This is a genomic window from Streptomyces sp. bgisy159 (assembly GCF_965341775.1).
Lineage (GTDB): Bacteria > Actinomycetota > Actinomycetes > Streptomycetales > Streptomycetaceae > Streptomyces.
The window spans coordinates 23,534-37,007 of the sequence record NZ_CBDQZH010000061.1 but is presented as its reverse complement, the minus strand read 5'-3'; the positions used below and the strand labels follow the sequence as shown (position 1 = coordinate 37,007).

Here is a 13,474-nt window from a genome sequence, read left to right as displayed (position 1 = left end):
CTCGAAGAAGCCCCCGACCCCCCCCTCCCGCTCCAGCTCGTCGGGATCGCCCGGCCCGGGGGCGAGGGGCTCGGCCGCGGGCCGGGGCACCGTCGGCAGCACGGCCGGGGAGTTCTGTCTGCGTCTCACGGGTGGTTCGCTCCCGTCTCGGGGCGCCGCCTGACCCTCAGGCGGGACGGCAGGCCGGTGGCGTCGGTGCCGCGCGGGACACCGAGGCGGTCCAGGACCGCGGTGGCGGCGACCGCGACGAGCAGATTGAGCAGCAGGGCGGCGAGACCGGCGTAGATCTCCAGCGGCCGGTCGGCGGGACCGAACGGCACGACCGAGGAGAACCCCTCCCGCACCACCATGACCGTCCCCGCCGCCATGCCCACGGCCCATCCGGCGAGCAGCGCCCGCGGGTGCAGACGGCGGGTGAACAGGCCCACCGCCACCGCGGGGAAGATCTGCAGGATCCACACGCCGCCGAGGAACTGCAGGTTGACGGCGTCCTGGTCGCGCAGCCCGAACACGAACGCCACCGCGCCCACCTTCGCCGTCAGCGACACGGCCTTGGCGATCCGCACCTGGCGCTTCGGGGTGGCCGTCGGGTGGATGTACTCGACGTACACGTTCCGCACGAAGCAGGTCGCGGCCGCGATCGACATCACGGCGGCCGGCACCAGCGCCCCCACGACGATCGCACCGAACACCAGCCCGGCCAGCGGCCCCGGCATCAGCCGGTCGACCAGCATCGGCACGGCCGCCTCGGCGCCGCCCTCGGGTGCCCGGACACCGGCCGCGAGCGCCGCCACGCCGAGGAAGCCGAAGAGCGCGAGCAGCCCGGTCCAGGCGGGCAGCGCCACGGCGGCCTTGCGCACGGTGCGCTCGCTGTCGGCCGCGAAGGAGGCGGTCAGCACGTGCGGGTACATCAGCAGCGCCAGCGCCGAGCCCAGGGCGAGCGTGGCGTACGCGGGCTGCTGCTCGGGCGTGAGCAGCAGCGCCGAGTCGGACACGCCGGTGCCGCCGAGCCGCCGGGCGGCCCCCTCGAAGACCGCCCCGGGGCCGCCGAGGCGCCGGAGCACCAGCCAGCACACGGCGGTGAGCGAGACGAACACGGCCACCGCCTTCAGCGCGGAGATGACGGTGGGTGCCCGCAGCCCGTGCCGGTAGGTGGCGACGGCGAGCCCCGCGAACAGCGCCACCATCACCAGGTCACCGGCCGCGCCCCGCGGATAGACACCCCCCGCGGTCAGCACGGCGCGGATGCCCAGCAGTTGCAGCGCCAGGTACGGCATCGTCGCCAGGATGCCGGTCAGCGCCACCACCAGGGCCAGCGGCGCCGAGCCGTAGCGTCCGCGCACGAAGTCGGCCACGGTGACGTACCCGTGCCGGCGGGCCACCGACCACAGCCGGCTCAGCAGGACGAAGGCGAGCGGGCAGACGACCACCGTGTACGGCACCGCGAAGAACGCGGGCGCGCCGTTGCCGTACGCCAGTCCCGGCACGGCGGTGAAGGTGTACGCGGTGAAGACGGTGCCGCCCAGCAGCAGCCACGTCCACACCGGGCCGAGGCTCCGGTCGGCCAGCGCCCAGCCCTCCAGCGAGGGCAGCCGGTCGGTCGGGCGCAGACGGCGGGCGGTGACGGCGAGCAGCGACGCCCCGCCGATCACGGCGAGGAAAGTCGTGGTCATGGCGGCATCGGCCATGGGTCACCGTCCTTGGTGTGTGCTGCCCTCGCGCGAGAGTTGCGCGGACGGCCGGTTCGGTTGACACGGAACCGGCCGGAAATCTTCTGGAAATTCGCTGTCAACCGTCTCCGACGGGTGCGCAACTCTTGCACAGACCGGCGGGGACGGGGACCCCGCTACGGCCGCACGTCCCCTTCCGCTTCCCCCGCTGCGCACATCCGCCCAGGTCAGGAGCCGCCATGCCCGTGTCAGCCATGCCCGAATCCGGCCGCGAGGCGCCGGAAGCATCCCGAATGTCCCTGAAGTCTGTCGTGGTCTGGAGCGCCGTCGCCCTCGCCGGTGCCCTCGGCTGGGCTGTGCTCGCGCTGTCCCGGGGCGAGGAGATCTCGGCCGTCTGGCTGGTCGTGGCCGCCCTCGGGTCCTATGCGATCGCCTACCGCTTCTACGCGCGGTTCATCGCCCGCCGGGTCCTGCGGGTCGACGACACCCGGGCCACTCCGGCCGAGCGGCTGGAGGACGGCGTCGACTACCACCCGACCGACAAGCGGGTGTTGTTCGGCCATCACTTCGCGGCGATCGCCGGCGCGGGTCCGCTGGTCGGGCCGGTGCTCGCCGCGCAGATGGGCTATCTCCCCGGCACCATCTGGATCGTCGCCGGGGTGATCTTCGCCGGCGCGGTGCAGGACATGATCGTCCTGTTCCTCTCCATGCGCCGGGACGGCAAGAGCCTCGGTCAGATGGCCCGGGACGAGATCGGCCCAGTGGGCGGTGCCGCTGCGCTGATCGGCGTCTTCGCCATCATGATCATCCTGCTCGCGGTGCTGGCGATGGTCGTCGTCAACGCCCTCGCCGAGTCCGCGTGGGGCACCTTCTCGGTCGCCATGACCATCCCCATCGCCCTCTTCATGGGCGTCTACCTGCGTCGGCTGCGGCCGGGCCGGGTCGTGGAGACCAGCGTCATCGGCGTGGCGCTGCTCCTGGCCGCCATCCTCGGCGGCGGCTGGATCCAGGACTCCTCCCTCGCGGAGTACTTCGTCTGGAGCCCCGAGACCCTGGTCTTCTGCCTGATCGGCTACGGCTTCGTCGCCTCCGTGCTCCCGGTGTGGATGCTGCTGGCCCCGCGGGACTATCTGTCGACCTTCATGAAGGTCGGCACCATCGCCCTGATGGCCGTCGGTGTGCTGGTCGCCGCGCCGAACCTCAAGGCCGAGCCGGTGACCGCGTTCGCCTCGACCGGCGACGGCCCGGTGTTCGCCGGGTCGCTGTTCCCCTTCCTGTTCATCACCATCGCCTGCGGCGCCCTGTCCGGATTCCACGCGCTGGTCTCCTCCGGCACGACGCCGAAGCTCATCCAGAAGGAGTCCCAGGTCCGGCTGATCGGCTACGGCTCCATGCTCACGGAGTCCTTCGTCGCCGTCATGGCCCTGATCGCCGCCTGCGTCCTCGAACCCGGCCTGTTCTACGCGATGAACTCCCCGGCCGCGCTGCTCGGCCCGACCGCGCAGAGCGCCTCCGAGGCGGTCCGCGGCATCGGCTTCGCCATCACCCCCGACCAGCTCACCGCCGCGGCGGCGGCCGTCGAGGAGAAGACCCTGGTCGGCCGCTCCGGTGGCGCTCCCACCCTGGCCGTCGGCATGTCGGAGATCTTCGCCGGGGTGCTCGGCGGTTCCGGGATGAAGGCGTTCTGGTACCACTTCGCCATCATGTTCGAGGCGCTGTTCATCCTCACCACGGTGGACGCCGGCACCCGCGTCGGCCGCTTCATGCTCCAGGACATGCTGGGCAACGTCTGGAAGCCGATCGGCCGGGTCACCTGGAAGCCGGGCATCTGGATCACCAGCGCCCTGGTCGTCGGCGCCTGGGGCTACTTCCTGTACGCCGGCGTCACCGACCCGCTCGGCGGCATCAGGCAGCTGTTCCCGCTGTTCGGCATCGCCAACCAGCTGCTCGCCGCGGTCGCCCTGGCCGTCACCACCACCCTGCTGGTCAAGCACGGCAGGCTGCGCTGGGCCTGGGTCACCGGCGTCCCGCTGGCCTGGGACGTGGCGGTCACCTTCACGGCCGGCTGGCAGAAGATCTTCTCCGGCGATCCGAAGATCGGCTTCTTCGCCCTGCGCGACAAGTACGCCCGGGCCGCCGACGCCGGCGAGCTCCTGCCCGGCGCCAAGAACATGGACGACATGCACAGGATCGTGGTCAACAACACGGTCGACGGCGTACTCATGGCCGTCTTCCTCCTGCTGGTCCTCGTCGTCCTGGTGAACTGCGCCGTGGTCTGCGTCCGCGCCGTCCGGACCGGCGGGCCCGTGCCGACGACCGAGGCGCCGCACGTCGAGTCCCGCATCGGCGTACCCGAGCGCCGCGACGACGACACCCTGGTGGGGGCGGGATCATGAGGGCGGCGGCCAGGAAGGTGCTGGCGGGGTTGGCCTGGTACGCGCGGGAGCTGACCGGAGAGGCGGAGTACGACCGCTACTGCGCACGGCACCGCAGCCACCACCCGCTCGCCCCGGTGCCGACCCGCCGCGCGTACGAGCGCATGCGCCACGCGCGACGCGAGGCGGACGCCCCGGCCCGCTGCTGCTGACCGACCGCGCCGCGGACGTGCCCGTCCCGACCGGACACCGGCACGTCCGCCCCGCCCCTGCTGTTCCTGGGGTGGGGCGGACGTGCCGGGCGGGGGACCGGCCCCCGCCCGCGGGGCGGGCCCTCACACCGGAGCGGGTGCCGTCTCCTCGGCCGCCTCCGAGGCCTGCTGCGCACGCTCGCGGGCCTCACGGCGGGCGAGGATCACCCAGCCGACGGGGACGCCGACGGCGAACAGCCACCACTGGACGGCGTACGCGTAGTTCAGCGCGGCGTTCTCGTTGCCGGGCTTGCCGATCAGCTCCGGCGTGCCGTCGGCGGGCCGGGGCGCGGTCTGCACGACGTAGCCGCCGAGCACCTCGACGCCGAGACGGCGGGCCTCCCGCTCGCTGTCGATCAGCATGACCTGCCGGTCCGGCAGGCCCCGGAGGTCCTTGATGCCGCTCGCCTCGGTCGTCTCGTCGGGCATCAGCCGCCCGGTGAGGGTGAGCTCGCCGCTCGGCGGGGCGGGGACCTTCGGGTAGTCCGTCTGGCTCCGGGCGGCGGGGATCCAGCCGCGGTTGACGAGCACCACCTTGCCGTCCGTCAGGACGAACGGGGTCAGCACGTGGAAGCCGACCGTCTCGTCGGCGTTGACGCGCCGCCGGACGACGACCTCGTGGCCGGTGTCGAAGTGCCCCCGTGCCGTCACCCTGCGGTACCGCTCGCCGGTGGTGACGGTGTGCCCCGGGGACGTCAGCGACTCCACGGGCACCGGATCGGTGGCGAGGGCGTCGGCGACGAGCTGGTTGCGGGCGGTGCGCTGCTCGTAGCGGTGCATCTGCCAGAAGCCCAGCCTGATCATCGTGGGGATGAGGAGGAGGGCGATCAGCGTGAGGATCACCCACTGCCGGGACAACAGGAAGCGGTACACCCCACGACGGTACCTCCCCGTCGTGGGGTGCCGAGGGGCGGGTGGGAGGTCAGGCCCGGTCGACGATCCCCGCCTTCCCCTCCGCCCGCGCGCAGTGGGCGCCGCAGTAGAAGTGACCCTCGACCTCGACGCCCTGCCCGATGATCTGTACCCGGCAGTGCTCGCAGATGGGGGCCATGCGGTGGATCGCGCAGGAGAAGCAGTCGAAGACGTGCACCGCGCCCTGCGCGTGCACCTCGAAGGTCATGCCGTAGTCATTGCCGCAAACTTCGCATCTCGCCATGCGCCACAGGGTGGGCCGTCGGCGCGGGACGGGCGAGCGGGCGCCGGGCGAGTCGCGCGTCAATCACCCGGAGGGACGGGTCACTCGTCCGCGGGTTCGACATCCCGCAGCAACTGCCCGAACGCGGCCTCGTCGACGACCGGAGTCCCGTACTGCCGGGCCTTGACCACCTTCGAGGTGCCCGAGTCGGGGTCGTTGGTGACCAGCAGGCTGGTCAGCCGGGAGAGGCTGGTCGCGACATGCAGCCCGGCCTCGGTGGCGCGGTCCTCCAGCAGTTCCCGCTCGACGGAGGTGTCACCCGAGAAGGCGACCCGCATGCCCTGTTTGAGCCTTTTGCCGTCTTCGTAGCGTCCTGGGTTGGGGTAGGGGCATGCGGGCCTCTTGCGGGACGGGCGCCAACCGCCCGTCCGGTGACCGCCGTAGCCGCCTTGCCCGCCGGGCTGACGGCCGATGACCGGCGCGGGGTGGTCCTGCCACTCCGTCAGCGGCCGGCACTCGTGCAGCGGCAGCCGCACCCCGCCCGCCGCGGCCGCCCTGAGGCTCGGCCGGAAGGCCTCCGCCAGCACGCGCGCGTCGTCGAGCGCGTGGTGCGCGCGCCGCTGGACGACGCCGAAGTGGGCGGCCAGGGTCTCCAGTTTGTGGTTGGCCAGCGGCAGGCCCAGTTCCTTGGCGAGCGCGATCGTGCACAGCCGCTGCCGTACCGGCGCCGCGGACCGAGCACGCGCGTACTCCCGTGCGATCATCTGCCAGTCGAAGACGGCGTTGTGCGCGACCAGCACCCGGTCCGCCAGCCGCCGTGCGAACTCCCCGGCGACGTCCTGGAACAGCGGCGCCCCCTCCAGCGTCTCGCGCGTCAGCCCGTGGATCCACACCGGCCCCGGGTCCCGCTCCGGGTTGACCAGCGTGTACCAGTGGTCCTCGACCTCACCGCGCGCGTCCAGCCGGTACACGGCCGCGGAGATTATCCGGTCGTGCCGGGCCAGCCCGGTGGTCTCCACGTCGACGACCGCGTACCCCTGCGGATACGCGGCCGGCCACGGAGCGGGGGAGAACGCTTCGGTCGTACGGTCTTCGAGCATGGTCACTGAGGATACGGTCCCGGACTGACAGCGATGTGCGGTGTCCCGGCGGACCGCCCCGAGCGGCTTGACGGGCACTCAGTCCGGGCCGCCGCGTTCCGAACGTCACGGGTTGATAGACCTAGTGCCGGAGCTGCACAAGGCGCTCCGGCGGGAAGCGGTCGGTGCCGCGCAGCTCCGTCCCCGGGGTGAACCGGACGACCAGGTCCGGCAGCTCGGCCAGGGGCGTCAGGTCGACCGGACCGGAGCAGTTCGTCAGGTTGAGCATGCGCAGCTCCGGCAGGTCGCCCAAGGGGGCCGTGCCTCGGGCGAACCCGGAGTCATAGAGAGTGAGCGTCGTGAGGTCCTGGTGGCGCACCAGGGTGTCGGCGGGGATCTCGTGTGCTGACACGATCTGCAGTTCGGCGATGCCGAGAACCTCCCCCTGGCGGGCCAACTGTTCCACGTGATCCGGTCCCGCGACGCTGAGCCAGTTCAGACGACGCCACCGCGACAAACCGTCCAGCCGGACGTGCCGCGCCCTGAGGAAGAGCCCCAGGCGCGTGAGCCCGGGGCCTGCCGGGAGATCCGCCACGCTGCGCAGTCCCTCGGGGGCGTAGTCGAGAGTGAGCAGTTCCAGGTCGGTCAGCCCGGCGACCGGAGTGAGGGACAGCCGGGGCGAGGCGTCGTAGATGTGGAGCCGGGTGATCGGCAGCTGACGTACGGGGGTGAGGTCGACGACGTTCGGGCAGCCGTCGATCCCGAACAGTTGCAGGCTGGTCAGTCCGGCGAGCGGCGACAGGTCGTCGAGGAAAGGGTCGCGGTTCAGGAACAGCATCCTGGTCCCCGTGCGCCCGGCGATCGCCTCGGGGACACCGAGTGGTCCGTCGAGGTGGAACTGCTCGATCTGGGGCAGCCGTTCGAGCGCGGTCGCCTGTTCCTGCGTGGCGACGTGCAGGAAGGCTTCCCCGAGTGTCGCGGCGGACAGTACGGCGTCCGCGTACTCCTCGGTGTCGAAGCGACGCCACGCGTGACTGAGCTGACGGCAGACCTCGAACCGCGTGTCCTGACGGAACCGTGCGATGTGTACGAGCGCCACCGGTCCGCCCACCAAGGCGGCCGTCCGGACCACGGCCGCCGCCGTGGCCTCGTCCAGGCACTCAGGGCCGGGCAGCAGTTCCACCACCACTTCGCCCACCTTCGCGAGTTCATCCGCCTGTGCTGCCGACCGCGGTGGCACAAGTTCCGCAGCCCGGCGCTGCACCTCCTCCCGCACCTCCGGCTCCAGTTCAGCCGCGTGCTCCAGGCTCGCCGCCGCCAGCAGCACCAGCCGCTCCCGGTGTCGTCGGACCTTGTCGGCGCGTCGCATCAGCCGCCGCAGCAACCGCCCGCGTTCCGCCATGCGCGAGTGCCCGACGGCCATCCTCACCACGTCGTCCCACTGGTCGTCGTGGGCGTGCCGCACCAGCATCCCGAAGTCCCGGTCCTCGACCGCCGCCTTCGCGCCGAGGTAGTCCTGGAAGGTGCGGTGCACGAAGTCGACGTAACCAGGCACCGGTTCGCGCAGCAGCCCGCTGCGGATCAGCAGGTGGGAGAAGATCCGCTCGGCGCTCCCTTGGTCGCGTACCTGCGGCATCGCCGCCAGCCACTCGTCGAGCATGGCCACGACCTCGTCCTGGGCCGCCTCGACCTGTCCGTTGCGGATCATCCAGTAGGCGAGCCTCTGCAGCAGTGCCGTCTGCTCCTCCCGGGACAGCACCACGCCCTCCACCGGGGCGATGTCCCGCTCGCTGTCCCGCCGGACCAGCAGCATGTCGAGCGCGGCGTCGTACAACTCCTTGCGGGCACGCGGCAGGTGCATGCGCCGGTCGCTGTTGAGCGCGCACAGCAGTGCGCTCATCAGTGGGTTCGTCGCCAGCCGGCCCAGGTCGCGGCGCGTGGTCAGCGCTTCGCTCAGGCTCGCCTCGTACCGGTCCAGCGGCTCCCGCTCGGTGTCTGCCCCGTACTCCTGCCGCGCCGCGTCGTGCCAGTGCCGCACGAAGGTTCTGATGCCCTCGCGGTCCATCGGCAGCAAGGTGTGCGCGCTGAACTCCAGGGCCGCCAGCCAGTCCTCCGGGACGGCGGAAGGGCGGGTCGTGACCACGTACCGTGCATCGGGGAAGGCCGTGACGAGCGCCTTCAGCCATGTCTCGGTACGGTCCCGCATGCGTGACGGGACCTCGTCGACCCCGTCCACCAGCACCAACGCCCGGCCGGCGAGCAAGAGTTTCTGTACCCAACCGTCCGGTGCCCGGAGCGGCACGCCGGCGGCGGACAGGAAGTCCTCCGGCAGCGGAAGGCCGCCCGGACCGTGAAAGGAACGCAGCCGCAGCACGAACGGTACGCATCGGTTCCAATCCGCCAACTCCGAGCCGAAGCTGCGCCGCGCTGCGTTCAGCGCGAGCCACTGCAGCAGCGTCGACTTCCCCGATCCGGCGGGCCCCCGCAGCAGCAGCCGGTGGCAGTCCGCCAGGGCCTGCTCCACCCTCACGGAAGTCTGCCCTTCGGGCATTCGTTCAGGGCGCGGGGCGTGACGCTCGTCTCCGCTCACCGAGAGGCTCAGATACGCCGTGTCCAGCGGCCACTCGGCCCGGCGCCGCCCGCCGAGTGTCACCCCGAAGAGCTCCAGCCGGTGGTGCGTTCCGGCGATGAAGCCCGCGTACCGGGCCTCGAAGGCTGACACGGGGGGCGCTTGCGCCCCCACCTCCTCGGGTTGCCGCAGCAGGCGCCCGGTGCGCCGCGTCTGCTCCACGGCCGCCCGCGCCGCGAATGACGGGTGCGCGGTCAGCTGGTCGACCAGGTGTTCGCAGCACAGCTCCAGGAGTTCGGCGTAGAGATCCTGGGCGCGTGGTGCCAAGTCGGTCACCGGCCGCCGAAGTTCGGCCGACAGGCGTACGGGGTCGAGGTCCGCGGAGAACAGCCGGTCCGCGTCGAGGGCACCGGACGAAGTGAAGGAGTCCTCGACCGCGGCCACGGCTGCCAGCCGCTCGTGTTCCGGCAGCGCCGCGTACCGGCCTGCGATCCGCCCGCCCAGCACCTGGGCCAGCTTCTCCGGCCCCGCCGGCTTCGGCGAGGGCCGTACCGGATCCGTCACCAGACCCGCGCCGCGCCCTGGTGTGACTTTCGCGAGCACCGACCTCACGACGGACGACGCCACTGTCGACGCCACCCGCGCCAGCACCAGTTCGAGTCCCTGCATCCCCGCTGCCTCCCCGTACCTCGCCCCGCGCATCGTAGGCCCGGCGGCCCGGTCCATTGGCGGAGATCACCAACAAGCAAGCGCGTACCCCCGGTAATACTTGTCGGTAACAACGTCTAGGCGTGGCCGACCGCCGGTTCTACGGTGCCTTCATGCCGAACCTGCCCGATGTCGTGCTGTGGTCGATACCCGCCTTCGTGCTGCTGGCCGTGATCGAGATGATCAGCGTGCGGATCCATCCCGACGAGGAGGCGGCCGGGTACGAGGCCAGGGACGCCGCGACGAGCGTCACCATGGGGCTCGGCAGTCTCGTCTTCGACCTGCTCTGGAAGATCCCCATCCTCGCGATCTACACGGCGGTCTACGAACTCACCCCGCTGCGCGTCCCCGTCCTGTGGTGGACGGTCCCGTTGATGCTGCTCGCCCAGGACTTCTTCTACTACTGGTCCCACCGCGGCCACCACGTCATCCGCATCCTGTGGGCCTGCCACGTCGTCCACCACTCCAGCGAGAAGTTCAACCTCACCACCGCGCTGCGCCAGCCCTGGACGTCCCTGACGGTGTGGCCGTTCTACGTCCCGCTCGTCGCGGCCGGTGTGCACCCGGCCGCGCTGGCCTTCTGCTCCTCGGCCAACCTCGTCTACCAGTTCTGGATCCACACCGAGCGGATCGACAAGATGCCCCGCTGGTTCGAGTTCGTGTTCAACACCCCCTCCCACCACCGGGTGCACCACGCCTCGCAGGGCGGCTACCTGGACCGCAACTTCGGCGGCATCCTCATCGTCTGGGACCGGCTGTTCCGGTCGTTCGTGCCCGAGGTGGACCGGCCCGTCTACGGGTTGACCAAGAACATCAACACGTTCAACCCGATCAAGGTGGCCACCCACGAGTACGTGGCGATCGCCAGGGACATCAAGGCGGCGCGCGGCTGGCGCGAGCGCGCCGGGCGGGTGTTCCGCGGTCCGGGCTGGCAGCCGGCCGCGCCCGCCGTGGAACCGGCCGCCGAGGAGACCGTGGCCGCGTGAGATCCCCACGGTTCCCGCTGCCCGCCTTCGGCCTCGTCGCCGTCGCCGACCTCGGCTCCCTCGCGGCCGGCCTCGGCCCCGGCCATCTGATCGCCAAGCCGCTGCTGATGCCGCTGCTCGCCGCCTGGGCGGCGCGCCGGGGCGCGCCCCGGCTCCTCGTCGCCGCCCTGCTGTGCGGGTGGGGCGGCGACGTCCTGCTCCTGTCCGACGCCGACGCCGCCTTCCTCGCCGGGATGAGCTGCTTCGCCGCCGGCCATGTCTGCTACCTGGTGCTCTTCACCCGAGCCGGCCCGCACCGCGCGCGTGCCGGGCTCCTGCTCGCCTGCTACGCCGCCGTCCTGACCGCCACCCTCGTCCTGCTCGTCCCGGACCTGCCGGCGGACCTCCGCCTCCCCGTCGTCTGCTACAGCGCCCTCCTGACCGCCATGGCCTGGACGGCGGCAGCACGGCTGGGCCCGGTCGCCGGTGCCGGCGGCGCGCTCTTCGTGCTCTCCGACACGCTCATCGCCACGGGCGTCGCCGACTGGCCGCAGCCACCGCGCCCCGACCTGTGGATCATGCTCACCTACGTCGCCGCGCAGGCCCTGCTCGCCCGGGGCGTCCTCGCGGCCCCGCCCGCCCGTACGGCGTCGTACCAGCCGGAACGAACGGCCACGCCCTGAGCCGGCGGACGTCCGCACCCGGGCGGGTGTCCGGTCCAGCGGGGCCCCGGGCGAGTTCAGGACCAGCGCGCCAGGTCGTCACCCCACGGCCCCGGCGGCCGCGCCCAGTCGACCGGCCCTCCCTCGAACGCCTCGGGCGGCAGCGCGTACCGCAGCCGCCCGAGGCGGCTGTCCACCTCGGCGAGCCAGGGCTCGGGCCCGCCGTAGGGGCCGCCGTGACGCACACGGACCCGCGTGCCGTCGGACGCCCCGCCGCCCGGGCCCGCCGCGCCGGACGAGGGGCGCTCCGCCGAGCGGTGTGCGCCCTGGGGCGCCTCGCGGTTCGAGGTGCCGCAGGCCCCGCCGCGTGTGCCGTTGCGCGGACCGGGACCCGCGTTCCCGCCGGCGGCCCCCGGCCAGGTGAGCCTCGCACCGTCGGGTGCGTCACGGAGCCCCCGGCGCGCCGTGGCGACGCAGGCCGCGTCTCCCGCGCCCGCGGCACCCGGCGGTACGGGCCCCGCCCCGCCGCCCTCGCCGAGCGTCGCGCCCGCGTCTCCCGCGCTCGCGGCACCCGGCGGTACGCGTCCCGCCCCGCCGCCCTCGCCGAGCGTCGCGCCCGCGTCTCCCGCGCTCGCGGCACCCGGCGGTACGCGTCCCGCCCCGCCGCCCGTGGCGGCCCCCGCCTCGCCGGGCCGCCCGTCGGCCGCGTCCGCCGCCCCCGCCGGTCCCGTGCCCGTCAGCCATGCGGCGGTCCGCGCCAGGGCCAGCCGCAGTATCCGTGACCCGCCCTCGTGCGCCTGCTCGGTCAGGGCACGCAGGACGCCGGCCGCGAGGAGGTGGCCGGTGCCGTGGTCGAGGGCCTGGGCCGGGAGGACGCCGGGGCGCTCCGGCGACCCCTCGATCGCGGCGATGCCCGTGGCGGCCTGCACCAGGCTGTCGAACCCGCGCCGCCCGCCCCACGGCCCGCACGCGCCCCACGCCGACACCTGCGCCACGACCAGCCCGGGTCTGCGCTCGGCCAGCGCCTCGGGGGACAGACCCAGACGGTCCAGCGCGCCGGGCCGGTATCCCGTGACGACGACGTCCGCCGAGGCGAGCAGTTCCTCGAAGGCGGCCCGGTCGGTCCGCAGGTCCAGGAGGGCCGATCGCTTGCCGAAGCCGGTGTCTGCGTGCTGGTCGGCCGGTTCGCGCAGGGCCGGCGGATCGACGCGCAGGACGTCCGCCCCCAGCAGCGCCAGCGTCCGCGTGGCGACGGGCCCGGAGATGACCCGGGTCAGGTCCAGCACCCGCAGCCCCGCCGCCGGCAGCAGCGGCGTGCCGTCGAGGGGCGGGAGCACGCGCGCGGGGGCGGAGTCCAGTCGGGCCCGCTCGACGAGCGGCCGGCCGGACAGCGCCGCCGCCTGCTCGTGGCCGGCCCACTGGTCGGGCGTACGCAGCGCCACCGCCAGGCCACCCGCGGCGTAGACGGTCTCCTCCACCTCCAGGGCGGAGCGCTCGCGCAGGGCGGCCTCGACCACGAGCGGGTCGTCCGTCGCCGCCGGGAGTCCGAGGGCCCGCAGCAGCCGCACCCGGTGGTGCGGATAGTTGGCGTGGGTGCGCGCCCAGCCGTCGGCGGTCCGCCAGAAGCGCGACAGCGGCGCGAAGACCTGCGGCGCGCGCCCGTCGACGAGCAGATGGCGCTCGCTGACGAACGCGGTGGCCACGGCCCCGTCGTCCACCCGCACCTCGGGTACCTGCGGCAGACCCGCCCGCAGGGCTCCCAGCTCGGCGGCGGCCAGGGCGCACGCGCCGACGCAGTCCCGCGCCAGCTCCCGCACCGGCAGTCGTGCCGGCAGGGCGCGGTCACGGACGACGGTCGCCACGCGCGCGAGGAGGGCGGGATCACCGCCCAGTTCCGACCAAGCGAACTCGAGTGCAGTCATGACTGTACTATGCATTATTGATTCAATCAATATATTGCCCCGGGTCGCACGAACGTGCGCACAGTCGCAGGTGCGTGCGTACATGCGAAGGAGGGCGGACGGGGATGTCCCGTCCGCCCTCCCGGCCCTCACGTCACC

The 13,474-nt window shown here is 72.9% G+C and carries 9 protein-coding genes and 1 pseudogene; 4 read left to right on the top strand and 6 right to left on the bottom strand.

Annotated elements, in window-relative coordinates:
• Positions 1 to 125 precede the first annotated feature (125 nt).
• The gene (locus ACSLTV_RS33505; RefSeq protein ID WP_432157631.1) at positions 126 to 1,688 is read right to left on the bottom strand and encodes a sodium:solute symporter family protein; all 1,563 of its coding nucleotides are present in this window, start codon (positions 1,686 to 1,688) and stop codon (positions 126 to 128) included.
• 221 nt (positions 1,689 to 1,909) lie between these two features.
• On the opposite strand from ACSLTV_RS33505, the gene ACSLTV_RS33500 reads away from it, so the two are divergent.
• Positions 1,910 to 4,066 carry a carbon starvation CstA family protein gene (locus ACSLTV_RS33500; protein ID WP_432138229.1) on the top strand — a complete coding sequence of 719 codons (2,157 nt, stop codon included), beginning with the start codon at positions 1,910 to 1,912 and terminating at the stop codon, positions 4,064 to 4,066.
• Entirely contained in the window at positions 4,063 to 4,257 is a 195-nt protein-coding gene (locus ACSLTV_RS33495) for a CstA-like transporter-associated (seleno)protein (RefSeq protein ID WP_432157632.1), read from the top strand. The genes ACSLTV_RS33500 and ACSLTV_RS33495 overlap by 4 nt, the downstream gene beginning before the upstream one ends.
• Positions 4,258 to 4,380: 123 nt before the next feature.
• Here the strand turns inward: ACSLTV_RS33495 and ACSLTV_RS33490 are convergent, their stop codons facing one another.
• The 4 genes from ACSLTV_RS33490 to ACSLTV_RS33475 all read right to left on the bottom strand — a co-directional run bounded on the left by ACSLTV_RS33490 (position 4,381) and on the right by ACSLTV_RS33475 (position 9,748).
• Positions 4,381 to 5,169, bottom strand: coding sequence for an SURF1 family cytochrome oxidase biogenesis protein (locus ACSLTV_RS33490; protein ID WP_435613500.1), 789 nt, complete (start codon positions 5,167 to 5,169; stop codon positions 4,381 to 4,383).
• Positions 5,170 to 5,218: 49 nt separating this feature from the next.
• Positions 5,219 to 5,452 (bottom strand): hypothetical protein, encoded by a 234-nt coding sequence (locus ACSLTV_RS33485; protein ID WP_432138226.1) that lies wholly within the window; start codon positions 5,450 to 5,452, stop codon positions 5,219 to 5,221.
• Positions 5,453 to 5,532: 80 nt separating this feature from the next.
• Positions 5,533 to 6,531 (bottom strand): DEDDh family exonuclease, encoded by a 999-nt coding sequence (locus tag ACSLTV_RS33480; protein WP_432157640.1) that lies wholly within the window; start codon positions 6,529 to 6,531, stop codon positions 5,533 to 5,535.
• Between the two features lie 121 nt (positions 6,532 to 6,652).
• On the bottom strand, positions 6,653 to 9,748 hold the full coding sequence (locus ACSLTV_RS33475) for an NACHT domain-containing protein (protein ID WP_432138224.1): 3,096 nt from the start codon (positions 9,746 to 9,748) through the stop codon (positions 6,653 to 6,655).
• A gap of 152 nt (positions 9,749 to 9,900) precedes the next feature.
• Here ACSLTV_RS33475 and ACSLTV_RS33470 point away from each other — a divergent pair, with 152 nt between their 5' ends.
• Together ACSLTV_RS33470 and ACSLTV_RS33465 are read left to right on the top strand one after the other, a co-directional pair.
• Positions 9,901 to 10,773 carry a sterol desaturase family protein gene (locus tag ACSLTV_RS33470; protein WP_435613499.1) on the top strand — a complete coding sequence of 291 codons (873 nt, stop codon included), beginning with the start codon at positions 9,901 to 9,903 and terminating at the stop codon, positions 10,771 to 10,773.
• A complete protein-coding gene (locus tag ACSLTV_RS33465; RefSeq protein WP_435613498.1) occupies positions 10,770 to 11,435 on the top strand; it encodes a lysoplasmalogenase in 666 nt (221 codons plus the stop codon). Before ACSLTV_RS33470 ends, ACSLTV_RS33465 begins: the two co-directional genes overlap by 4 nt.
• Before the next feature lie 641 nt (positions 11,436 to 12,076).
• Here the strand turns inward: ACSLTV_RS33465 and ACSLTV_RS33460 are convergent.
• Positions 12,077 to 13,336, bottom strand: a pseudogene (locus ACSLTV_RS33460) (CoA transferase); the annotation flags it as partial.
• Positions 13,337 to 13,474: the final 138 nt, after the last annotated feature.